This window comes from Metabacillus sp. 113a, assembly GCF_050107635.1.
In the GTDB taxonomy this organism is placed as follows: domain Bacteria; phylum Bacillota; class Bacilli; order Bacillales; family Bacillaceae; genus Metabacillus_B.
Genome location: NZ_JBNILJ010000002.1, coordinates 120,294 through 143,674, shown reverse-complemented (window position 1 = coordinate 143,674; position 23,381 = coordinate 120,294). Strand labels below are relative to the sequence as shown.

20 protein-coding genes are annotated in these 23,381 nt (G+C 45.6%); 6 read left to right on the top strand and 14 right to left on the bottom strand.

Translation table 11 applies throughout. The features are described from left to right. Positions 1 to 41: 41 nt before the first annotated feature. The 3 genes from ACQCVE_RS05040 to ACQCVE_RS05030 form a co-directional block, all read right to left on the bottom strand. Positions 42 to 1,211, bottom strand: a complete 1,170-nt coding sequence (locus tag ACQCVE_RS05040; protein WP_426843185.1) for an ABC transporter substrate-binding protein — start codon at positions 1,209 to 1,211, stop codon at positions 42 to 44. 456 nt (positions 1,212 to 1,667) lie between these two features. Beyond that, entirely contained in the window at positions 1,668 to 2,849 is a 1,182-nt protein-coding gene (locus ACQCVE_RS05035) for an FtsW/RodA/SpoVE family cell cycle protein (RefSeq protein ID WP_426843186.1), read from the bottom strand. Between the two features lie 97 nt (positions 2,850 to 2,946). Continuing rightward, positions 2,947 to 3,930: a DUF3231 family protein gene (locus tag ACQCVE_RS05030; RefSeq protein ID WP_426843187.1), complete on the bottom strand. Its 984-nt coding sequence runs from the start codon at positions 3,928 to 3,930 to the stop codon at positions 2,947 to 2,949. Between the two features lie 182 nt (positions 3,931 to 4,112). On the opposite strand from ACQCVE_RS05030, the gene ACQCVE_RS05025 reads away from it, so the two are divergent. Beyond that, the gene (locus ACQCVE_RS05025; protein ID WP_426843188.1) at positions 4,113 to 4,283 is read left to right on the top strand and encodes a hypothetical protein; all 171 of its coding nucleotides are present in this window, start codon (positions 4,113 to 4,115) and stop codon (positions 4,281 to 4,283) included. A 244-nt stretch (positions 4,284 to 4,527) separates the two neighbouring features. Here ACQCVE_RS05025 and ACQCVE_RS05020 read toward each other — a convergent pair whose 3' ends face one another. The 3 genes from ACQCVE_RS05020 to ACQCVE_RS05010 form a co-directional block, all read right to left on the bottom strand. Continuing rightward, positions 4,528 to 5,391, bottom strand: coding sequence for an AraC family transcriptional regulator (locus ACQCVE_RS05020; RefSeq protein ID WP_426843189.1), 864 nt, complete (start codon positions 5,389 to 5,391; stop codon positions 4,528 to 4,530). A gap of 143 nt (positions 5,392 to 5,534) precedes the next feature. Then, positions 5,535 to 6,221 carry a GntR family transcriptional regulator gene (locus ACQCVE_RS05015; RefSeq protein WP_426843190.1) on the bottom strand — a complete coding sequence of 229 codons (687 nt, stop codon included), beginning with the start codon at positions 6,219 to 6,221 and terminating at the stop codon, positions 5,535 to 5,537. Between the two features lie 100 nt (positions 6,222 to 6,321). Then, positions 6,322 to 7,167 (bottom strand): YitT family protein, encoded by an 846-nt coding sequence (locus tag ACQCVE_RS05010; RefSeq protein ID WP_426843191.1) that lies wholly within the window; start codon positions 7,165 to 7,167, stop codon positions 6,322 to 6,324. Positions 7,168 to 7,442: 275 nt separating this feature from the next. Here ACQCVE_RS05010 and exaC point away from each other — a divergent pair, with 275 nt between their 5' ends. Together exaC and ACQCVE_RS05000 are read left to right on the top strand one after the other, a co-directional pair. Then, positions 7,443 to 8,960 (top strand): acetaldehyde dehydrogenase ExaC, encoded by a 1,518-nt coding sequence (gene exaC, locus ACQCVE_RS05005; RefSeq protein ID WP_426843192.1) that lies wholly within the window; start codon positions 7,443 to 7,445, stop codon positions 8,958 to 8,960. 23 nt (positions 8,961 to 8,983) lie between these two features. Next, positions 8,984 to 9,367, top strand: a complete 384-nt coding sequence (locus ACQCVE_RS05000; RefSeq protein ID WP_426861920.1) for a DUF779 domain-containing protein — start codon at positions 8,984 to 8,986, stop codon at positions 9,365 to 9,367. Positions 9,368 to 10,343: 976 nt separating this feature from the next. Here ACQCVE_RS05000 and ACQCVE_RS04995 read toward each other — a convergent pair. Continuing rightward, positions 10,344 to 10,961 (bottom strand): PH domain-containing protein, encoded by a 618-nt coding sequence (locus tag ACQCVE_RS04995; RefSeq protein ID WP_426861918.1) that lies wholly within the window; start codon positions 10,959 to 10,961, stop codon positions 10,344 to 10,346. Between the two features lie 105 nt (positions 10,962 to 11,066). Further along, positions 11,067 to 12,107 carry a class I SAM-dependent methyltransferase gene (locus ACQCVE_RS04990; protein ID WP_426861916.1) on the bottom strand — a complete coding sequence of 347 codons (1,041 nt, stop codon included), beginning with the start codon at positions 12,105 to 12,107 and terminating at the stop codon, positions 11,067 to 11,069. Positions 12,108 to 12,288: 181 nt separating this feature from the next. On the opposite strand from ACQCVE_RS04990, the gene ACQCVE_RS04985 reads away from it, so the two are divergent. Both ACQCVE_RS04985 and ACQCVE_RS04980 read left to right on the top strand, forming a co-directional pair. Continuing rightward, positions 12,289 to 14,181, top strand: coding sequence for an OPT family oligopeptide transporter (locus ACQCVE_RS04985; RefSeq protein ID WP_426861914.1), 1,893 nt, complete (start codon positions 12,289 to 12,291; stop codon positions 14,179 to 14,181). Then, positions 14,174 to 14,524, top strand: a complete 351-nt coding sequence (locus ACQCVE_RS04980; protein ID WP_426843197.1) for a PqqD family protein — start codon at positions 14,174 to 14,176, stop codon at positions 14,522 to 14,524. Before ACQCVE_RS04985 ends, ACQCVE_RS04980 begins: the two co-directional genes overlap by 8 nt. Positions 14,525 to 15,163: 639 nt before the next feature. On the opposite strand, the gene ACQCVE_RS04975 is transcribed toward ACQCVE_RS04980, so the two are convergent. The 5 genes from ACQCVE_RS04975 to ACQCVE_RS04955 all read right to left on the bottom strand — a co-directional run bounded on the left by ACQCVE_RS04975 (position 15,164) and on the right by ACQCVE_RS04955 (position 21,477). Continuing rightward, positions 15,164 to 15,877 carry an ABC transporter ATP-binding protein gene (locus ACQCVE_RS04975; protein WP_426861912.1) on the bottom strand — a complete coding sequence of 238 codons (714 nt, stop codon included), beginning with the start codon at positions 15,875 to 15,877 and terminating at the stop codon, positions 15,164 to 15,166. Further along, positions 15,877 to 17,037 carry an ABC transporter permease gene (locus ACQCVE_RS04970; protein ID WP_426843200.1) on the bottom strand — a complete coding sequence of 387 codons (1,161 nt, stop codon included), beginning with the start codon at positions 17,035 to 17,037 and terminating at the stop codon, positions 15,877 to 15,879. Before ACQCVE_RS04970 ends, ACQCVE_RS04975 begins: the two co-directional genes overlap by 1 nt. Then, complete coding sequence (locus ACQCVE_RS04965) at positions 17,034 to 18,209, bottom strand: ABC transporter permease (protein WP_426861910.1); 1,176 nt, start codon at positions 18,207 to 18,209, stop codon at positions 17,034 to 17,036. The genes ACQCVE_RS04970 and ACQCVE_RS04965 overlap by 4 nt, the downstream gene beginning before the upstream one ends. 40 nt (positions 18,210 to 18,249) lie before the next feature. Next, the gene (locus ACQCVE_RS04960) at positions 18,250 to 19,929 is read right to left on the bottom strand and encodes a hypothetical protein (RefSeq protein ID WP_426861908.1); all 1,680 of its coding nucleotides are present in this window, start codon (positions 19,927 to 19,929) and stop codon (positions 18,250 to 18,252) included. Between the two features lie 363 nt (positions 19,930 to 20,292). Further along, on the bottom strand, positions 20,293 to 21,477 hold the full coding sequence (locus ACQCVE_RS04955) for a class I SAM-dependent rRNA methyltransferase (protein WP_426861907.1): 1,185 nt from the start codon (positions 21,475 to 21,477) through the stop codon (positions 20,293 to 20,295). Between the two features lie 133 nt (positions 21,478 to 21,610). Here ACQCVE_RS04955 and ACQCVE_RS04950 point away from each other — a divergent pair, with 133 nt between their 5' ends. Next, positions 21,611 to 22,648 carry an oxidoreductase gene (locus tag ACQCVE_RS04950; RefSeq protein WP_426861905.1) on the top strand — a complete coding sequence of 346 codons (1,038 nt, stop codon included), beginning with the start codon at positions 21,611 to 21,613 and terminating at the stop codon, positions 22,646 to 22,648. A 147-nt stretch (positions 22,649 to 22,795) separates the two neighbouring features. On the opposite strand, the gene ACQCVE_RS04945 is transcribed toward ACQCVE_RS04950, so the two are convergent. Then, positions 22,796 to 23,371 carry a hypothetical protein gene (locus tag ACQCVE_RS04945; RefSeq protein ID WP_426861904.1) on the bottom strand — a complete coding sequence of 192 codons (576 nt, stop codon included), beginning with the start codon at positions 23,369 to 23,371 and terminating at the stop codon, positions 22,796 to 22,798. Positions 23,372 to 23,381: the final 10 nt, after the last annotated feature.

Sequence of the window (23,381 nt, the reverse complement as noted above, 5' to 3'; positions counted from 1 at the left end):
AAAAGAAAGGGGGAAAGCCCCCCTTTCCCGCACGGTTCCCGTTATTCCGGGTCCACCTTTGTTTTAAACTCCTGCTCCCCGTTCTTGTATTCCAGGATGGATGCTGATTTTACAGGATCATGGTTGCTGTCCAGCGTCAAATTCCCGGATATGAGCTCCAGATCCTTTGTTTCTTTAAGAGCTTCCTGGATTTTTGCAGGCTCCGAGCTTTCTGCACGTTTAATTGCATCTGCTAAATAATAGGCTGTATCGTAGCCTAGAGCGGCAAAGGCATCCGGTGACTTATCCTTATATTTTGCTTTAAACGCCTCTACGAACTTTTGGATTTTTTCATCCGGGTCACCGGAGGAGTAATGATTGGTAATGAATGTATTATTCAGGGCATCCGCACCCGCAATTTCTGCAAGCTTCGGAGAATCCCAGCCGTCTCCTCCCATAAATGGAACGTCAATGCCGAGCTCGCGTCCCTGTTTGATGATCAATCCCACTTCCTCATAGTATCCAGGCAGAAAAACAAAGTCCGGCTTCGCCGATTTGATTCTCGTCAAGGTCGCACTGAAGTCTGTATCCTTAGCGATATACGCTTCCTCAATCGCTACCTTTCCGCCAGCTTCGGTAAATGCTTCCTTGAAGGCCGCAGCCAGCCCTTTGGAATAGTCACTGGATGAGTCCACGTAAACGGCCGCTGTTTTCGCATTCAGATCCTCTGCAGCGAAGTTCGCAGCCACTGTTCCCTGAAAAGGATCAATAAAGCAAGTTCTAAATGCAAATTCGTTCACTTTTCCATCTTTGCTGGTAATCGCAGGATTTGTTCCTGTAGGTGTGATGAGAGGAACTTTATTCTTCGCAAGAATTTCAACCTGGGCCAATGTATTTGTGCTTGTAGCGGCCCCCACAACAGCGGCCACCTTATCCTGGCTGACCAGCTTCAACGCTCCAGCCGTTGCTTCAGCTGCTTCTGATTTATTATCCACTTTAACCAGCTCCAGCTTTTTCCCGTCAATGCCCTCTTTATTTATCTCTTCAATCGCGAGTTCAAGTCCTTCTGAAACGGATTGCCCATAAGAAGCAACACCGCCTGAAAGCTCCAGATTCGCTCCGATTTTAATGGTATCGCCGCCTGATCCGCCTGTTTGAGCTCCGCATCCTGCCAGTATCCCCGCAAATAATGATAGTGATAGAAAAATACCCGTTAATTTTTTCTTTTTCATCAGTATGGCCCCCCGTTATACTTGGTATGAATACAAGAAACGCTTCCTTTCCTTTTTTGCCGGCGTTTCAGGAGATTTGCCTGCCACTTTAATGAGCAGCTTTTTAAGCAAACGAAAACCGGTTAGAATAGTTTAAATTAAATTAATATTCTGAAAATATTTTACATAATAGATTCTCTTTCGTCTAGTAGTTTCGTAAGCCTTTTTATCACTTTATTCTTACAAAAAGCGACAACCACTCTAAGTCTTTTCGCATGTATTTTGATAAATGACTGCTAATTGATTACGAACAGCAGCAGGAAGGAAATAATGTTATCATGATCGACCGATTCTTATTTTAACCGTAAGCCCGGAAAAGGAGGAAAAGAATAAACTAATAATCATTTTTTCGTTTTCAAACAGTCCCCCAACATGGAAAAAGAAGCCATTCCCTTTAAAAAGGAAATGACTTCTTCGTTATTTATCTCCCGAAAACATGGAGTGTCTCTTATGAAAAGACACATTCAGCACGAGCCCGAGGCCAAACATTGTGGCTAAAACCGAACTTCCTCCATAGCTCATTAATGGCAGCGGAATTCCTGTAATCGGAAGAAGACCGATGACCATCCCTATGTTTTGGAAAACATGAAACATAAATAAACCGATCATTCCGACGCATATAAACAACTCGAACATATTCCTCATTTGGCCAAAACCAATAATAACAATCCGATAGATGAGAATGAAGTACAGGCAGACGATGACACAAGCCCCAAAGAAGCCAAACTCCTCCCCGATCATTGTAAAAATAAAGTCAGAGTGGGCTTCCGGAATGTAAACTTCCGCATTGCCAAAGCCTTTTCCTGAAATCGTGCCGGATCCGATTGCCGTTATAGACTGCTTTAACTGGTAGCTTATACCTGAACCGTATCTTTCAGGATCCAGCCAGGCATAGATTCTATCAATCTGGTATTTTCCGGCGATAAGAAGCAGCCATTCAATTTTGTATATAAACAAAATCACTAATGCTGCTACAGTTGAGACAACTGCTGTTATCACAACGCCGATAATTCTCCAATTGATTCCCGAAACAAAAATTACGGTACCGGTTATAACCAGGATGACGAGCGATGTGCCGAAGTCATTTTGCAGCAGGATCAAGACAATTGGCATTCCTGAAAGCAAACCTGCTTTCACCAGATATTTAAGGTCGTCTGAAATCCTTCCCATCCCGTACGTTTCACTGTGTTTTTTCGTCATATAGGAAAGCATCAGGATGAGAAAAATCTTCATGTACTCAGATGGCTGGATGGAGCCGATGCCCGGAAACTGAAACCAGGCTTTAGCTCCATTCACCGGCTTGGCTATGCTTTCCGGGGCCAGCAGCAATAATACGAGCAAGAGGATGCCGAATCCGTAAAGAAAAGGAGTGAGCCGTTCAATTTGTTCAAAATCAAAAGCTAGAACGATTGCCATAATGATTGCACCAACAGCAAACCAAAGCATTTGTTTCATCAAAAAGTTTTCCGTGTATTGTCCATGATTCTGGGCACTGTAAATGGCTACGAAGCTTGAGCACATAATCAGCATCAGTACCAGCAATAAATGATTGTCAAAAAAGCTTTCTTTAAACCGCTGCAGCACGCTCACCTTTTCCATCGCATAATATCGATCATTTTTATCTTTATTATACTTGAAAAAACTGGATTTCCAAGATGCTGTTTTTCAGCCGTTGGAAAAGGGGATAGGTGCCCGGTTACTCCGCCCGGTCTGCCTGGGGCGGCTGCTCGAGCCATCCTCTATCAATCATCAGCTTTGCACCTTCTTCTACATACAGCAGAATATCCTTCATCAGAAGCATATAATGGGCCCCAACATCCCGTCTCATGGAAGCGGACAGAGACCTTCCGAGAAGCCAGATAGCCGTTGAAGTAGAAGTCGTGATCATAAACATATTGAGCTTATCCGAAAAAGGGCCGATGGCTGAGTCTGTCACTTCCAGTGTAACGGGCAGGGTCCCTAAATGCCCATCTTTTTTCAACAGCTCGTTAAAGGTATCGATTTGTTTCTGCGCAAGCTTTTTTCCTTTGATGAAAAATTGCTTCACATCATGGTCTTTGCACGTTTGAATCAATCCCAATAAATGAATCATTCCGATATAGTTTCGCTCAATAATAAAGAAGGCTTCCCCTAACTCAATGGCATTGAGTCCCCGTTCGTTTATCCAGCCGTTTAAAAAAGAGTCCTTTTGGACAATCTTTGGATGAGCTGGGTAAGGTATTTTCGGCGGGCGGTCATAAATTCCCTTTGAGAACATTAAATCGACCGCTTTTTTGTATATGTTTCCTGCTCCTTCTTTCGTTTGCATAAAAAATTCGAGCACGTCACGCCGTCCAACAGTGATGAACGAATAGGAATATCCCATCAGTCCCAGCTGGCTGACACGGTAAACGTAGCTGAGTGCGTATAAGTCTGTAAACAGCGGCGGAGCGTCCTCATCTAAATCCGCTTCTCCAAATCCAAAGGGGACCGGAAAGTTTTCCGACTCAAACTTTTCTTTTATCCAGCTGCTTATGGAGGTGGAGAGGCCATAGGCTTCCTCGACAATCGGTTTTATTTCCTCATCTTCCATGTGAATAAGAAAGTGCTTTAATAAACAGGATGATGCCGTCTCCTGCATGTAGGCCGTCCACAAGGCTGATATTTCAGGAGTAGTTAAATTAATATTATGCTGTACCAATGGATGTCCTCCCGCCCGGTTTTTCTTACTATTTGCATAAAGAAGATTTCTATTCCCTGTTTCAGGGTATTTGTGAGAGCGTTTTGATCAGCTGCTGCTTTGCCATTGTAAAAAAGGAGGGCGCATTTTAATCATGAAGGCTTTCTGACCCAGCAGGGGGACACAGCTTAGGAGTTTAAAAAATGGCCTCTTTCTTTTTAAAGAATGTACTCGACCGCTTCCGGGCTTTTGAGCTGTTGAGGCAGTCTCAATGCGGCTGGACGGTTGCCAGGCCCATGCGGCTGAAGGGTGGAAAGCTCACGGGACAGCACCGGATTGCTTCAAAGGGAGTTCCGGAGGATGGAGAAAAATAAGCCGTGCACACGCTGAATTCCCTGGAAGAGCATCCCAATATTCAGACCCGCTTACTGAAAATGTTTCACATGAAACAAAAAAGAAGCGTTCTTAGCGAGCGCTTCTTTTTCGTTTATTCATCATTTTTTTTGCAATCGGATAGATAACGGGGGCCCATTTCATCAGTTTTCTAATTAATTTACCCATGTGGATCCCTCCTTATTATCTATACGTTTCCCAACTTTTACTCCATGTAAACAGCCATTATTTTTTAATGATCGGAATCCAGACTTCGCATCTGTAATCATCTGAATATGGGTCACCTGCAGGATACACTTCCAGCTCGGGCCCTTCCGCAAGCTCATACCCGGTGGAAGGAAACCATTCTCCGAATATTCTTCCCCACACCTCCTGAATGGCATGAGGCATCGGCCCATTGGATTCAAACACCGTCCACTTCCGGGGAGGGATTATGCGCTCTTCCAGGCCGCTGTTACGAAATCCTTCAGGTTTTTCAGCAGCGATCATATAGCTCATTGTCTCCTGTTCCTGGTTAAAATCCATGCAGATTCCGAGAAAGCCCATTGATCCGGTCAGAGGCTCAAGCTGTTCATTAAGGCCGTTCGTCTGATTGGCCTCCTGCCAAAACTTACTTATTTCACCTTGCTGGGCACTTTTTGCAGTAGATAGTTTAATGGCTTTGCCGACTACAGGAAAAGCTTCCTTTTCTATGAACCGGTAATTCATTGCTTTTGCTCCTTTCAGCTGAATTTGAAAAGAAATACGGGGGTACGCTTTAAGGACGCACTCAGCTTTTCGCACCTCTGAAGGGCTCATCCCGTGCGCCTTTTTAAAGGCTTTTGAAAAGGATTCAGGGGTCTCATATCCATATTTCAGGGCAACATCGATGATTTTCACGTTTGAATTTGCCAGCTCCTGAGCCGCTATCGTCAACCTTCGCTTTCTGACATAATCCCCAGGCGTCACACCCGTGACCATCAAAAACATTCGCTGGAAATGAAACTTTGACATACAGGCAATCGCTGCAGCTTTCTCCATCGTAATTTCATCATCTAAATGCCGCTCTATATAATCGAGGCTCTTATTCATATGAATCAAGGCTTCCATCCCCGCATCTCCTTTCCTGGTCCACTATAACAGGCTGAAAACCGTTCCTCCTGTCATTTTTTGCTTTTCCTTCACTGGTTTTCTTTTTCAGCAGACCCCTTTCCTTCTTCTCGAAAAAAAAAGACCAGCCAATGCTGATCTTTTTAATCTTCCGCAGACAAAATTTCCGATAAGGATTGAAACCCTTCATCACTGAGCCGCAGATCATTGATGCTTCTTTTCATGTGCAGGTCGATCAGCTGATGGAGATCTTCGGCGTTCTTTTCTCTCATTGCCTCGACCATGCGGTTATGCTCTTCCGCCCTGGCATTATGCCCGGTCTCCACTTGATAAAAGACATCAAATAAAAATAAATACACATTATTTTGGTTTAAGAGCTGCTCCATATAGCGGATTAAAAATTTATTGCCGCTTTTTCTCGCAAGATACAAATGAAACTCTTTGTTTACATTCACATAGCCCTTTAAATCTTTATTTTTGTATGCTTCCTGCTCTTTTTTCAGCAGGCTGTTCAGCTTTCCAAAATCTTCTTCTTCCATTCTGTCCAATCCATAACGGACTGCAAGATGCTCAAATTCTCGTCTCATATCGAAAAAAGACAAAATCTCTTCTTTCGATGGCTGAACGACATAGGATCCTTTATTCGGAACAATCTCAATAAGCCCTTCTGACTCAAGCTTTTTAAAAGCGAGCCTGATTGGCGTCCGGCTGACCTTCAGTTTTTCGGATATCGTTTGCTCGACAAGCTGTGTGCCAGGAGCAATCTTTCTCCCCAGAAGTGCTTCTTTTAAATGCATGTAAACCCTTTGTTCCGTTGTCTGTTTTTCCACGTCCCTCACCCTTCAGCCGTGATTTTCATCTTATACCCGTCCATTAACTGAACTCCTATCATAAACGAAAATGGCTTTGGGTTAAAGGTGCAAGGGAAAATCAGGCAAATGATTTAAAGTTGCGCCCCATAATCTCATTCATATTATGGATGGTAACAAAAGCGTCTTCATCCACTGACTGAATATATACTTTAAGGCGGTGAAACTCTCTTCTAGCCAAAATTGTCGTTATGACTTCTTTTTCATCATTCGAGAAGGCTCCTTTAGCGATGTGGACAGTGGCTCCTTTATTCAGCTCCAGAAGGATAAACTGTTTAATCTTGTCACTCTCGCCACTGATAATGACAATCTCTTTGTTTTCATTCATCATTTGCATGGAGTAATCAATCAGGAATCCTTTAATAAGCAAGCCGAAAAAAGCATACATTCCTGTTTGAATACCGAAAACCCCCGCTGATGACAGGACGATCAGGATATCGGCAAGCAAAACGGCCCGCCCCATTTCCATATGGGTGAATTTATTAATTATTCTCGCGACGATATCCGTTCCGCCTGTTGACGCCTGCTGGCTAAATACGAGTGCGCTCCCGAAGGATCCGATAATCATCCCGATAATCAGCTCGATCAAGATATCGTCGCTCATCGGACGCTCCATTGGGAGGAAAATGCTGAAGCCCCATACAAGAAGGCTCAGCATGACACTTGAATATAAAGAAACGGCCCCGAATGCAGATCCAATGATAAAAAAGCCGATCAGAAAAAGCACAGAGTCCAGCATGAGCATAATCTGCCCTACCGGAAGCGGAAGGAAGTCATGAATGACGATGGAAAGACCTCCCGTCCCTCCCGCTGCAAGGTCATTAGGAGACAGGAAAAAGTGGATGTTAACCGCGACGAGGATCAACCCAATATTTATTTTTAAAAATGATAGGATTTTAGGACTCATTCGGAGACCTCCTTTTCACAAAAATTGTCGTTCAAAATTGTTCAACAATCCAGATTATAACGAGCTGGAATATGGATGTAAATGATTAAATTTCAAGTAAGCCCTTACATTCGAACTATTTTTCAGGAAGCCTTCACGCGCTTAAAAAAACAGCATTTTTTACCCCCAACACTCAAAAGTCAAATAATTGACAATTTTCACTTAAAGTGTTTCTCTAAAATTAGATTGTAAGCGATTGCAATCAATGGACTACATAAACGGGAGGAGAATGAAGCATGTACAAATTTCCAAACTCGGAAGGCTCCATTATTCAATTTAAAGACCGTTATGACAATTTTATCGGGGGAAGATGGGAGCCTCCGGTTAAGGGAGAGTATTTTGAAAATGCTACACCTGTTACAGGAAAAGTATTTTGCCAGATTGCCAGATCCACAGAAGAAGACATCGAGCTTGCCCTCGACGCTGCCCATAAAGCAAAGGATTCATGGGGGAAAACCTCCGTTACCGAGCGGTCTCTCATCTTAAACAGGATTGCAGACCGCATGGAAGAAAACCTCGAAAAACTTGCTGTTGCTGAGACCTGGGAGAATGGTAAAGCAGTCAGAGAGACGCTGAATGCGGACATACCGCTCGCTGTAGACCACTTCCGCTACTTCGCTTCCGTTATCCGGGCTCAGGAAGGAAGCATTGCGCAAATTGACCATGATACAGTAGCCTACCATTTCTACGAACCGCTCGGTGTAGTCGGACAAATCATCCCCTGGAACTTCCCGATCCTTATGGCCGCCTGGAAAATCGCTCCCGCTCTTGCTGCAGGAAACACCATTGTCCTAAAGCCCGCTGAACAAACTCCTGCCTCACTCATGTTCTTACTGGATCTGATTGGAGATTTAATCCCTGAAGGGGTGTTAAACGTTGTGAATGGATACGGAGTGGAGGCCGGAAAACCGCTTGCCTCCAATCCAAGAATCAACAAAGTAGCCTTTACCGGCGAAACAACAACCGGCCGTCTGATCATGCAATATGCCTCCCAAAATATTATTCCGGTGACCCTTGAGCTGGGAGGAAAGTCTCCGAATCTGTTTTTCGAGGATGTCATGCGGGAGGACGATGAATTTCTGGACAAGGCGGTTGAAGGATTCGTCATGTTCGCTTTAAATCAGGGTGAAGTCTGTACGTGTCCTTCCCGCGCACTCGTTCAGGAATCCATTTATGAACCGTTTATGGAACGCGCCATCGAACGGGTCAAAGCCATCAAAACAGGGAACCCCCTTGACCCGAGTGTCATGATGGGAGCTCAGGCTTCTTCCGAACAGATGGAAAAGATTCTATCCTATCTTGAAATCGGGAAATCAGAAGGAGCAAAATGCCTGACTGGCGGTGAACGAAACCGGCTGGATGGAGACCTTGCTGACGGATATTACGTACAGCCGACAATCTTTGAAGGAAAAAACAACATGCGCATCTTTCAGGAAGAAATTTTCGGACCTGTGCTTTCCGTTACTTCCTTCAAACATCCGGAAGAGGCACTCGCTCTCGCTAACGACAGTTTATACGGTCTTGGAGCCGGCTTATGGACACGCGATATGAACACCGCTTTCCAATTTGGACGATCCATCGAAGCAGGACGGGTATGGACAAACTGCTATCATCAATACCCGGCACATGCTGCCTTTGGCGGCTATAAAATGTCCGGTATCGGCCGTGAAAACCATAAAATGATGCTTAGCCATTATCAGCAAGTTAAAAATCTGCTCGTAAGCTACAGCACAAACAAACTCGGATTCTTTTAAAAACAGAAGGGAGGTGCTTAAGAATGGCCGAACGCGTAACCGCGACAGAATCCGCCTTAGCTTTAATCGAGACACTTCAAACCAGGCACGGACCCATTCTATTCCATCAATCAGGAGGCTGCTGCGATGGAAGCTCTCCCATGTGCTATCCGGAAGGGGATCTTCTGATCGGCAGCCAGGACCTCCTTCTTGGACAAATAGGCGGATCACCCTTCTATATTCATAAAAAGCAATATGAGTATTGGAAGCATACACAGCTCATCATTGACGTAACGGATGGGCGCGGCGGAATGTTCTCCCTGGAAGGCGCGGAGGGAGTAAGATTTTTAAGCCGCTCCCGCCCGTTTACATCCGAGGAGATTCATGAACTCGAGGCAGAAACGGAAGCGGGGAGAAGACAGCAATAGCTGGAAGCTTCTGACCGCTGGTGCTTGGAGATTTCGTCTTGTTTCCGATGCAAGACCCTCCGAGCGGTGTTGGGCGGGCATTGCCTTGCTCCCGTATACCGGCGGGCGATGCTTGCCTCCGAATGGGGTTTGATGGAGATTGCCTTGCTTCTGTATGCTGGCAGGCGATGCTTGCCTCCGAATAGGGTTTGATGGAGATTGCCTTGCTTCTGTATGATGGCGGGCGATGCTTGCCTCCGAATGGGGTTTGATGGAGGTTGCCTTGCTTCCGTATACCGGCGGGCGATGCTTGCCTACGAATGGGGTTTGATGGAGATTGCCTTGCTTCTGTATGCTGGCAGGCGATGCTTGCCTCCGAATAGGGTTTGATGGAGGTTGCCTTGCTTCTGTATGATGGCGGGCGATGCTTGCCTCCGAATGGGGTTTGATGGAGGTTGCCTTGCTTCTGTATGCTGGCAGGCGATGCTTGCCTCCGAATAGGGTTTGATGGAGGTTGCCTTGCTTCTGTATGCTGGCAGGCGATGCTTGCCTCCGACCCCCGCTCTGCTAAAGCATTAAACCTCTGGCACCATTTCGCAAGAGCTTTGCGGCACAAGGGCTTACAAGGTCTCATCTCTGTCCCTGAATAGGCTGAAAAACGGGGTCGGAGGCTGCCTCCGACCCCAATTATGTCTGCTGATTCCCCTCTGTCCCCATAGCATCAGAACCGTTGGGGGAGAAGGAAGAAGCGATGTCTGCCTCTGTCCCTCGATCCTTTACCGTGACGGGGGACGGAGGCACTCGTCCTGTACATCCTGTAAAACCGGCGAACCGAACTAAAAACACAGGAGAAACGGCCGCCAGCACTATAAAATCACCGTTGTCCATAAGACGAATGGGACTGGCCTTGTGTCAGTCCTTTTTTTCCTTAGGTTAAGGGGGTTTTACAACACTCCCTTCAAAAAAACCGGCTCCCATCCATGGGAGCAGGCCGCTGTCATAAATTGTTGATATATTTTTCAAAAACATATCCAAAGTCTTTAATGCTGTACTGCTTTTTCGTATCCATCAGCCAGCTGAAGGCGGTTTGATTCACTTTCTTAAATTCTTCTGAAAGACTGCCCTCGGTGCTTCTCATGTTTCCAAGGGTAGCGGAAGCCATTTGCAGACTTTGCTTCGCATATTCAAGGGCTTGGTGGCTTTCTTTATTGATCTCAGCAATTTTAATGAGAGCTTTATATAAACCCTTAAGCTCTTCCAGATGTTTTTTATGTACATCAATAGAGTACGCAGTATTCCCCATTTTAAACTTAATTTCGACATCGAGGTCTACCGTTCCCGCTGTTTCGAGAAAGACCTCGCTTATCTTATTTGAACGGTACTCCATACGGCGCAGCGTTCTCTTCTTGCTGGCTGCACTTGCCCCGTCCAGATGGACGAGTGCACGGTTTGTAAAGCAATACTCATCCGCTTTTGATTTAATCAGAAAAAAGATGCGTTCATTTTCCTCATGGAGGATATAATCATCAGCGTCTACTTTGTCGTAATCGGCGGGCTTAATGACACTCCCGATATCACTTAAGCCAAGCATATCGGAGGCTACTTTTCCAAACATATTCATCTTCCTTTCTTATGCAAAACTTCCCTTTCCAGTTTACCATATTCTTCTGTTCTCTCATCCTGCGGATCGTTAGACAATTGGATATTTATCCTTAAGGAATTATCTCGGCCGCGCCACAATGCCGTTATGCACTTTGATAAACCCGTGCCTCAGGATATCAAACCCTCCCTCATATACATACAGGCCCATCTGTCTAATATCCATAAGCTCCCGGTACGTATGATTCATTACATCTGCCATAATCGTATAAAAGAGCTTTGACTTTATCTGGCATCTCGGAGTGGTCATAATCACGTATCCGCCGGGCTTTAAAAATTTCCTGTGCCAATCCATCGCTTCCTGCTTGAGATCATCCGGAAAATGCTCAAGCAATCCCACACTTAATACAATGTCGAATTCCTTTCCAAATTCCAGGTTTCGAATGTCCTTAACTACATAGGTGATGTTCATCTGGTCTTTATACCAAACCTTTACGTTTCCAGTGGCGGGATTTGTTCCGAGAAACGGATACGTATCGGGGAAATGGCCAAAACGGTCTGTTTTACAAAATTCATCGTAATCCGCCATGACCACCTCTCCCCCCGGATACATGGCATACAGCTGCATGGCTTCGTATCCTTCCGCCGCTCCGAGAAAGAGGATTCTTGGCCTGACTACATCCAGCCCTTCAAACAGCGCCCTTTTGCCCCGGGGATCCCAGATTCCGTCTTCAATCCGGTGAGCATAATTCCAAAGTGAAAGACGGATGGTTTCCCCAAGTGCACCTCTTACATCTTTCAGCTGAAAACGGGCAAGATGATGCCATAGCTGTTTCTTGCTCGCGTTCAGTTCTCCTGGCACATCCTTCACAAACCATTCATGAAAAGAGCGGTTAAAGTATTCCCATGAGGTTTTCACAGACATTTCCCCGTGTGCTTCTTCGTAAGTCCGCTTTGATTTGGAAATCGTCTTTACTTCATAGGGCCGTCCTGCTTGTTTCCACGTCAGGCTGGACCAGTCTGAGACAGTTCCAGCGTTATAAAAGCGGTCTTTTTCTTCATTTTTCACCTTCCGCATATCGGCACGCCAGCTTGGAAAAAGCTCCGTTTTTCCAGCATCTTCTTCTGTGTAGCGAAATGCATTTTGAGTTTGGTAAACCATTGTCATCCGTCTCCCCTCAGAATAGGATTCTGCAGCTGAAACCCAGTTTGGAATGTAAGCGATTTCTATAAAATACTTCCACGTCGTTCTTTTTATCCCTGCATGAAGGGGGTTTTCTTAGGAGAGAAAAAGTGTTATGATAATAAATGTTTTTTTACTATAACTATAGGTGGCGAGTAAATTGTCAGATGATTCAAAACAACGTGATAAGTTTGTTCCTTATATTCCTTCGTCTAAATCACTGCCAGAGCTCACCGTAACCGCAATTGCACTAGGAATTATCCTTGCCATTGTATTCGGTGCAGCGAATGCGTACCTTGGTCTCCGCATCGGTTTGACGGTATCCGCGTCCATTCCGGCTGCTGTTATTTCGATGGCCATTTTGCGAGGTTTATTTAGAAGGAATTCGATTTTGGAAAACAATATTGTTCAAACGATGACCACAGCCGGGGAAGCAGTCGGAGCTGGAGCTGTATTTACACTTCCTGCATTGTTCCTCTGGGATGTGAATGTCAGCCAGGGGCTGATTATATTCGTCGTTCTTACCGGGGGTTTCCTTGGTGTATTTATGATGGTTCCTCTTCGTCAGCTTTTAATCGTTAAAGAGCATGAGATCTTGCCCTATCCGGAAGGCACGGCTTGTGCAGAGGTATTGAAATCCGGAGAAAAAGGCGGAAACAGTGCCAAACTGATCGGAATCGGTCTATTAATCGGGGGAGGGTTCAAAGCTCTCGGTGATGGATTTAAATTATTTAAAACAGAAGTAGAAACAGGGATCTCGAATTTTAAAAACGCGGTTGTCGGGATTGATACCCTTCCAGCGCTCCTTGGTGTCGGCTACATTATCGGTCCCAGAGTTGCAGGTCAAATGCTTGGCGGAGGACTTCTGGCCTGGATCGTTCTTATCCCGGCTATCGGGTTCTTCGGAAGCGGTTCTGCGGCTGCAGTATTTCCGGCTGAGGCTCCAATCAGCGAGCTTGATGCCTGGGGTATCTGGGAAGGCTACATCCGCTACATTGGCGCCGGAGCGGTTGCGGTTGCCGGGCTGATTACCCTGGCTAAATCACTTCCTACCCTTTTCAGCTCCGCATTTGCTACGTTTAGAGGTGTACGTGATAACAAAGGAGCTATGAAGGCAGCCCCAATCCGTACAGAGCAGGATATTCCAATGAAATATGTGCTTCTTGGGATTCTTGCGATCGTTTTGATTATTGCTTTTGTTCCGGTTACAGACATCGGAATTATCGGTGCTCTTGCCATTGCAATCTTCGGATTTTTATTCGTATCCGTCGCGTCACGCATTGTCGGGGTTGTAGGAAGCTCATCCTCTCCTGTATCAGGAATGACAATTGCTACCCTCTTAATCGTTACGGTCGTTTATAAAGCAACAGGCTTCTCAGGAATGGACGGAATGGTGGCCGCCCTTCTTGTAGCAGCGATTGTGTGTACAGCGCTGGCTGTAGCCGGCGACATTTCACAGGATTTGAAGACAGGCTACATTGTTGGAGGGACTCCTTGGAAACAGCAAGTCGCCATGATGATCGGGGTTGTTGCTTCCGGCTCTCTTGTCGGCTTCATCCTGATTCTTATGGATAATGCTTATACAATGGGATCTGCGGAGCTTCCTGCTCCAAAAGCAGCTCTGATGAAAATTCTTGCAGAAGGTGTTCTCGGCGGAGATCTCCCTTGGGACTTGATCTTTATCGGAGCAGCGATTGCTGTGACGCTTGAATTCTTTGGTTTAAACTCTCTTGTTGTAGCTGTAGGTATCTACCTGCCAGTTCATATCAGTACTCCGATTATGATCGGCGGATTTGTCCGCTACTTCGTTGAAGTTTTCTCTAAGACGAAGGAAGCAATTAAAGAACGGACAGACCGAGGAACACTCTTTGCATCCGGTCTGATTGCAGGTGAGGCTCTGATCGGCGTAGTCATTGCGGTTCTCCTTTACTTTGAAGTGAACATTCCGGAAAACGCGTTATTCCCAAGCAATCTTCTGCCATTTATCTTATTTATGCTCCTGGCCGTATTGCTCTGGTTTATCTCGTTCAAAGGAAGCAAAAAAGGTGTTTAAACGCAAAAAAGAGAGGAACCTGCTTGAGCTGGTTCCTCTTCTTGCAGACCATGTTTCGTTTGAAAGAAAAGAAAATGGAAAAGGAATTCTTCTTGTACAGCGGACAAACGCCGTCGAACGATTCTCCGTCCGCTTTCTGAAACAGCCGGCCGTCCGCACCATCCAAATGGACGAGTACGGTACGTTTATCCTTTCCGAAATGGGAGAGGAAGCAACGGTGGATGATCTCGCCAGCCGGATGAGCGCCCATTTTGGAGAGAATGCAGAACCGGTTCTCCCAAGACTTACAAAATTCCTGCAAATTCTAGAATCACAGGAATGGCTGAATTGGAAAAATGAATAGAGTATAAGGAAAAATCCTCCATCAGCGGGAGGATTTTTTTGTGAAACGAAGAGTGAGTGTACAACAAGGATCACTTTTTACGTATACGACAATGATTTGACCGGTTTTTTTCGATCAATCGGCTTATATAGGCGTTACGACTGTTTTTTATAGTGCTTACAGCCGCTTTTATTGTAATTCGGGCCGCTTTAACTTTGTATGCGATAGCTTTATTGTCCGTATTATTGCTTTTATTGTCCGTATTATCATTTTTTTGTCCGTACTATTGCTTTATTGTCCGTACTATCGTTTTTATTGTCCGTATTCCTAATATAAAGACTTTTCGACAACAATTGACATTCTGTGTTACTCATTTCTAGTAACCAGAAGCATATGCCAAATCCCCGATCCCCGATCCATACGGTTCGAAAGGGGTTTACCGTTCACTGCAGTCCCTTGGTACGAAATCATTCCGCACTTCGGTAAAGCGAGGCGCACGTTCTCACTTTCACTGCCGACTAAAGCTCCACCACCTGCTCCGCCGTTCCTTATGTAAAACGGGCTTGCAGTGTGCTGTCTGTTCTCTGCTCCGATACAGCAGCAAATCCATGATACTGGTGCTGTATTCCGTAAAACCAGCCAGCCAGGATCATAATCCTTTCATGTATTCAGCAGACGGTATATCCATTCATCACCAGAACCATCGTCCGAGAATTCTTCTTCCGCTGACTTGGCATTTCCTATAAAGGAGAAGGTTCCGCTGCTTAATACCCCGATCCGGTCAAAGAGGGTCATGATCTCGTTTAAGTCATGGGTCGTATATACAATGGTCTTTCCTCTATCTGCCAGCGTCTTAACGAGCCGGTTGATTTCAAGCTTTGATTGGAGATCGATTCCAACTGTCGGTTCATCCATCAGCAGAACATCCGGATCGTGGATGAGGGCGGCAGCAATATTGAGCTTTCTTTTCATGCCGCCGGAGAGCTTCCTTACTTTCTCGTTCCAGTGTCCTTCCAGCTGGACCTCCTCACAGAGCTTTTTCAGCTGCTCTGTGGAGGCCTTTGCACCGGAGAGCCTGCTGAAGGTAATCATATTCTCTTTGACGGTATGCTGCTCCCACAGAGCGATATCCTGCGGGATGTAGCCAATAGCTTGCCGGACCTTCCTCTTTTTCTTCCAGCTGTCCATGCCGTTAATATACGCTGTCCCGGAATCAGGAGCAGCAATGGTTGCCAGAATGGAAAGCAGGGTAGACTTCCCGGCTCCATTTCGGCCCAGAAGACCGAACACCTCGCCCTTTGGGATGCTGAGGGCAATCTCTTTGAGCGGCTGTTTTTTGCCATAGGATTTTGAAACATTTTGGATATCAATCATCACGATGCACTCCTTAGTCTGGAGATGGAAAGAAAGGCTAACAGACTGCTGAGTGCAGCATAGGCACCCATCTTCAGCCAGGCTAAGCCGCTGCTGATCTCCCAGTTATAGAGAGGGGCTTGAGGCATCCAGGCTTCCAGCTGCTCAAGCTGCCCTATGATTTCACCTGCCGGAATAATCCGCCCGCCGGCCAGACACAGGATGAATATCCAAACGGATCCGGTTGCGTAGTAGATCCCCGGATAGGCGGAGAGAGAAGCGGCAAACAGACTGATGCACATGGCAAGTGTAATGAACCCCGCCATCGGAATCAGGATATGTGCCGGCATGCCGGGAGCAAGCGTGCGCATGATTAGCCAGCTGATTCCCGCCTGGAGGAAGTGCAGGACCCAAAAGGAGCTGAGTGTGTTCACTACATACCCGTTCAGACCGGCTGGAAGCGTCTGTATTCTTTTGTACAGCACGTCCTTTTCTTTTACTACCCAATCAGTGGTGAACATACATAAGACCAGGGTAAGAACTGTCCAAACCTGCAAGGGAGACTGCAGCAATCCTGAGGGAGATTCCGCAGAGCTTTCTTCTTTTCCTCCTGCAGCTTCATAGCGGATGGTCATTAGCGGCTTGGGCTCCCATTGCTCATCTGCCCTCTCATAGGCTTTTTCACCGACATTTTCCGGGAACAGATAGTCTCCCGCGTATTTATCTGCAATCTTTTCGGCCCGTTCCGCTGCTTTAGCGTTAGAGGTAAACCGGATTACTTCGCTCGAAGCTATTTCCCTGACCACACCTGAGGCGACCGACAGAGGAGACACGCGCATTTCAATGATTCCTTCCCGGTCGCCTTCCATAATAGACTCCTTAAAGCCCTCTTTTATAATAAATACGGTATCCGCTTCTTCCCTCAGCAGCATCGTTTTGGCAGATTCCTCTGAAGCTGGAATAATAGAGAGCCGTTCCTGTTTTTTGAGCCTCTCTATTAGCGTTTTGGAGAAATCCGACTGATCAAGATCTGCGATGGCTACCGGGATTTTAACCTCTTTTGCTGTTCTTTCCCCCAGATAAGCCCATCCAGCCAGCGCAGCTGCAGGCAGAAGAAGCACGATCAATAATAAAATAGGCTGTTTAAGCCGCTGTGTTAGTGCAAACCGCATCATTTTCATGCACCTTCTCTCTTTTGACTTATCGCTGCACCTGCACACATGAGGACAAGCAGGGCAATGAGAAGAGCAGAAAGTCTGCCAAGGTCCGCCTGCTCCCCTGCAATGATGGAAAACGCCGCATCAAGCACGTGAGTATTGAGGATCCACGCCTGCCACGCTTCCAGCCAGGAGGGAAGATAAAAGGCAGGAATAAAATGGCCTCCCATAACGCTTCCGGCTGAAATAAGGAGGGCTGAGACCACCTGGAAAAGGCGGTCACTTCGCAGCAAAGCGGACAAGGAAGCAAATAGCGCCGTGAAAAGTGCGAGGAGGAGAATCATTCCTCCAGCTGTCTTCGCGATCTCTTCCCCGCCCCATATGTCCGCTTCTTTAAAGGCGTACAGTCCGCCTGCAAGAAGAGGCAGGAGGAATACAACAGCTGCTGCCCATTCTGCAAGATGGATTTTCCACCCGTCCATCCGGTAAAGAAGCAGCCTTGTTCTTATACCAGGGGTGAGCTGGCCTCTCATAAAGAGAAGGATTTGATAGGCCCACACCATCAAAAGCAGCACAAAAATCGACACACCGTAATAATGAAACACGTTCTGCAGGAACAAGCTGTTCTCTTCTGTCATTTCAAACACTTCATTCCTGCCAAGGGCATGAAGGGAAAAGTTCAGCAGATCTCTTTTGTATTCGGTTTTCCGGTCTTCAGGTGAGAGGCCAGCTTCAGACATTACATCGTAGACGGTATTGATGCCGCTCTGCGCCGCTGAAGTATAGTCTGCTGCGCTCTCCATTACCTGCCTGAATAGATAGGCCTGAAGAGGCTTCTTTTCATTGCCTGTTACCGTAAGCGGAACATTTTCTCCGGACAGGATGGTCTGGCTGAAATCCTTGGGGAGGATCACCATGCCCGCAATTTTATTTTCTTTCAGGAGAGTTCTTGCCCGTTTTTCATCTGTAATAACCGGTTTAACAATGGCTGTAATTTCTTCACTATCCGTAAGCTGTTTGATTACATACTCGGTCTGAAACGTTCGGTCCTGATCCACTATGGCTGCCTGAAATGGCTCAAGGCGTTCCCTGTCCGTGAACGCCTTCGCCGCAATAAAAGCCATTCCGCCCATAAGGATGAGCGGAATAGCGAATAAGAGAATAAGAGTTTTCCATTTTTTTAAGACGCTTTTCAAAGTGAAAACCATCAAATAGATGAAAGGCCTCATTCCAATATTAAATTACCCCAAGCTGCAGTAGAATGTCCTGCAGTTTAGCGCCGGCTTTCATTTGAATATCAGACATTTGCTCAGGAGTAATGTTGTTAACGTTCACTTCATCCCCTGTGCTTACTTTTGGAATATCTGCTTTTTCTTTTAATTTTGTTTTCGTATCGATTTTCAGGGATATAGTGCCTTGAGCCATGTCGTCACCGCCGCTGAGTTCAATTTCAAACAGCTGGTTATTATACTTGTCTTTCACGCTTACATCCTGGTTTTGGACAATGGTTCCCTCAACAGCTACCGGGCTGCCTGTGGACTCGCCTTCCGTTCCAAGAGAAAAATCACGGGTGATCTTCTGTTTGGCAGGATTTTCGCCTTCAAATTCTGATTTCATCGTAAAGCTGACGGCCTCTTCAGCATCTTCCATTTTGCTGATGAGTTCTGCTTTCAAGTCTTCTGTGCGGCTCTTATCTTTCCGCGCAATTTTATTCGTCACAAGAATTTCTGCTGCTTCGGAGCCGTCTCCAGGGATGATTTCCACTTTAAATTCTTGATCCTGCTTGTTTCCATTGTCATATGAAAAATCCATTGTGTGGATGGCAATGGTATCGGCTTCATCCGATGACCCGGCAGATATTTTCATTTCACGGTCAATTACCAGCTGGTCTTTAACCATTAATACAGAAGTAACACCTTCAGGAATTTTTGCATCCTTAAATTCTGTTTTTGCATCCTTAAGGCCCTCTTTAATATCGTCTTTCACGGTTTCAGGATTCAGCATATCCATTTGGCTTGCTCCTGAATTCGCAACCTTCACCGCACGCTTGGCAATAATGTCCTGCAGCTTTTCATCCTTGATCAGTTGATCCAGTACATTGTTTATGAAAGCTTTTGTCTCTTTTTCATTCATCTTCATTGTCAGCTGTGTGACATTGATTTTTTCTCCGTTATGTTCATAGGAAACGTTGTCTTTTTTCGTAAAAAACTCATCCTTCAGTTCCTTGTTCAAGAAATCCGCATATGTATCCTGCACATGCTTTTCTTCTTCCTCTGTGAGCTCTAAATCCTCTATCGACAGCGGCTTAAAGCTGAGTTCTTCCGGACCGTCGTACATTGGATCAAGCTGCCGCATAAATTGTCCATACTCATCTGCATTCAGATAAAAGTATTTATCGTAGATATCCGGAACCTTCGCAGCCACCATTTTAGGAGACTGGTAGACTTCCATATCCAGCAGGCTTTCTCCGCCAACCTCAATGCCCGCTTCCGTGAAGCTCGTATTATTCTTTGGATCCTGCTCTGTCACGGCTGTAACCGCTGCTTCGTTCAAAAGGTCCATAAACATTTCAAAATCCGGAGGGACCACTCCATCTGTTTCTAAGCCCATAGAAACTTTTGTATTAGTGCTGGATGCCTGTTCTGCTATTTTTTCCTGAAACTCCGTCAGCTCTCCATTTTGCTCTTCAAAATCTTCCGCCGCTTTTTGAAACGTTTTGATTTCATAAAGCAGATACTGCTGCTTCGGTGATAAATTTCCAAACAGCGCATATGCTGCAGTTCCTCCAATAACTAAGAATGCAACAATTCCTGCTATGACCCATTTCAGCGGAAATTTTCCCGGCTGTCTTACCGGAGCTGTTTCCACTGCAGCCGCGGACTCTGATCTTGAATTACGCTGATCCATATCGCTCATTTTCTTAAAAACCTCCTGAATTATGTATGCTCTTGCCAGATAATGGCGGACACTCCAACTATCATAAATAAACAAAATTTCTATTTCTATACATTCGACAATCTTTGCAAACTTTTAATCTAAAAGCCGCACGACTATCTATGCAGATCGATCTGCAGCGGAGGTCCATTTATCCTATACCCCTTTATGGGAAAATAAAACAAATATAGCCTTCTTTTTACAAAATCTTGCTTCACGCATTAAATAATGATTCAAAGTGATTCAGGATGCTCTAACCCAGCCCGGCGGCAAGAAAAAATAAACGAAAAAAACCGGGAGAGCTTTCCGCCATCCCGGACTTCCGCCGCTTTACCTGCGGCGCTATTATAATACGTTTATAAAATGGACCTTCAAATAGCTGCCCTGTTTAAAAGCAGGGGCGGTTCGGAAATCCTCCGGCAGCTTAAAACTCTCCAATATGCGGTATTTCACTTTTTCTTCTTTAAATGCCTGGTCAATAAACCCTTTGAACTTTTCATCGCTGACGCTGCTTGCGTTAGTAGAGGCCGCAATCACTCCGCCGCTAGCAGTGAGATGGATGGTCTCTCTTAATAAATCTTTATAATCCTTTGCTGCACTGAAAATATGCTTTTTCGATTTAGCGAAGCTGGGAGGGTCAAGAATGACCAAATCGAACGTTTTCTCTTTTCTGGCTGCATATTTAAAATATTTGAAAACATCCTCCACGATGATTTCCTGTGCTTCATGGTCGATTCCATTTATACTGAATTGTTCAATGGTTTTCGGCAGGCTCCGGTTGGCTACATCAACACTGACAGTCTTTGCAGCGCCACCAAGCGCCGCAAAGACAGAAAAGGCTCCTGTATAGGAGAACATGTTTAAGACGGTTTTCCCGTTCGAATAGCGGTCTCTAATTGCCTGACGGACCTCCCGCTGATCAAGAAAGACGCCGACCATCGCTCCCTCATTCAAATACACAGCAAATTGAACGCCGTTTTCTTTCACAAGCAGAGGATATGGGGCTTGTTCTCCCCAGACGAAATCATCTTCTTCAATGTATTGGCCTTTTTCATTGAACCGCTTTTTTTGATAAATGCCTTTTGGGCCTGCAGCATGCTGCAGTGCGGTCATTATCTCGTTCCTGAACGTATAAATTCCCTTGCTGTACCAGTTGATCAGGCAGTATCCCTCAAAATAATCGATCGTTAATCCGCCGATTCCATCCCCCTCGCCGTTAAACAGGCGGAATGCCGTTGTTTCTTGACTATTAAACAGTGAGCTGCGGTAATCTGCCGCCTCTTTCACTTTTTTATTAAAAAAGAGCTGGTCGATCTGCTCATCCTTCCTGCGGCTTAAAATCCAGCCAATTCCCTTGTTTTGGATGCCGTAATACCCCGTTCCCAGATAACCGCCCTTTTGGTCCGAAATTGTAAAAAGTTCGCCTTCCTCTTTAAGGTTTCCCGCGTTTTCAATCATATCTTTTTCCACAAGAGGATAGTTTTTCTGAAACAGTTTTACAGATGCGGGTTTTGCCTGAAGCTTTTGCATGAACCATCACTCCGAGTCTTTTAAGTCTTCTTCTCTAATAGCAAAGTATATCATATTATCCCTCCAGCCTTCTTTCTGCTAAACTGTATTTGAAAACGTTTTACTACATAGAGACGGATGGAGGTCTATCGAATTGACGCTTAAAATGGGGTTTATCGGATTTGGGAAAAGTACGACGATTTTTCATTTGCCTTATGTACTGATCCGGGACAGGTATGAAGTAAAAAAAATCTACAGCCGCAGTCAAAAGCCGGAAATGGAACAGCCATACAGAGATCAAAACATTGAATTTGTTTACAGGCTTGAAGAGCTTTTACACGATAGCGAAATTTCCTTAATTACCATCTGCACATCAGATGACACACACTTTGACTATGCAAAAAAATGCCTGGAGCATGGGAAGCACGTCCTCGTTGAAAAGCCATTCTGCTATACGGGCGAAGAAGCAAAAGAGCTTCTGGACCTAGCAGCGAACAAAAACCTGATCATTATGCCGTACCAGAACAGAAGATTTGATTCCGACTTTCTTGCCCTTCAGCAAGCCATCAGCAGCCGGAAACTGGGCAGGGTAACGGAAATTGAATCCCACTTCGATTATTATCGTCCGGAAGCCCCCGATTCAAACAGCAGCAGCCGTTACGGTGGCGCGGTATATGGACTCGGCGTTCATTTAATCGATCAGGCTGTATCTCTTTTCGGAACACCGAAAAAGGTTTACTATGATATCCGTTCCGTCCGGAATCCAAATAATTCGGATGATTACTTTCATATAGAGCTTTTCTACGGGGAATTGAAGTATATTGTCAAAATGAGTCATCTTGTTAAACAGCCTTATCCTAAGTTTATCGCACATGGAACTGGGGGCAGTTTTATTAAATACGGAATCGATCGGCAGGAGGAAGACCTATTCTCCGGGAAGTCCCCGCTTGAAGAAGGGTTTGGATTGGATCCAGCCCGTTCGTTCGGACGAATTGCCTGGGTCGATGCCGGTGAAGAAAAAGAGGAAACTCTACTAACTCCAAAAGGAGACTACGGGACCGTTTACGATATGCTCTATGAAGCTGTGGTGAACGGGGCGCCTAAGCCCGTAACAGACGAAGAAATATTGACTGTCATTGAGATTCTTGAGCGCGGTGTCAATGGGGAAAGTCCAAAAGTATTAAGCTACTAAACCAAAATCATTCATTTCCTGGGCAATATAGACCAGCTGTTCAGGCTATATATGAATCCCGGGTTTGGGTACCCCTCCCGCTTTGACGATTCCAAGGCAGGTTACCAGGAGACAGTAGAAAGGAGCTGACCATATAGTGTCAGCTCCTTATTTATTCATACTTGAGAGAAAATCTCCTAAAAGATCGTCTTCCCTATCATTCTCTTCGTTTTCTGATTCTAATTCTCTGACCTGGGTTTGCATTTGGTCAAAACTGAAATCCTCCAAGTCATCATCAGAGCCTATATCCGGTACTGGATCCTCCTCCATGGGATTTTCCACTGGGGCAGAGGCGGATGAAGCGGCCTGTTCTTCAAAGAGAATCAACTCATCCGGATCCATTGTATGGCTGTTTAAAGAAGCAAGCAAGGCTGTCGCTCTGACCGGATTGGCAAGCAGCTGGTGAATCATGCTGCCAAGCAATGCTTCAGAATGTTCATGCTTCAGCCAATTTCTTTGTTCCTTTGTGAGCTGGCGGGGGAGAGGGATCGTCAGCGTCTGTTTTTCTTTAGACAAAGACTCTCCTACTCCTTTCAGCACAAATTCGCCAATTCTGCTTGAGAAGTTTCTTTTTTCCGTTTCTTTAAGCTTTGAGAGCTGCTTTAACAGGTGATCGGGAGTATCAGAGGGGACCCTGAACGTGATCGCCTGGCCCCGCTCTATACGTTTATCCGACGGTTTCATCTAGTCATCA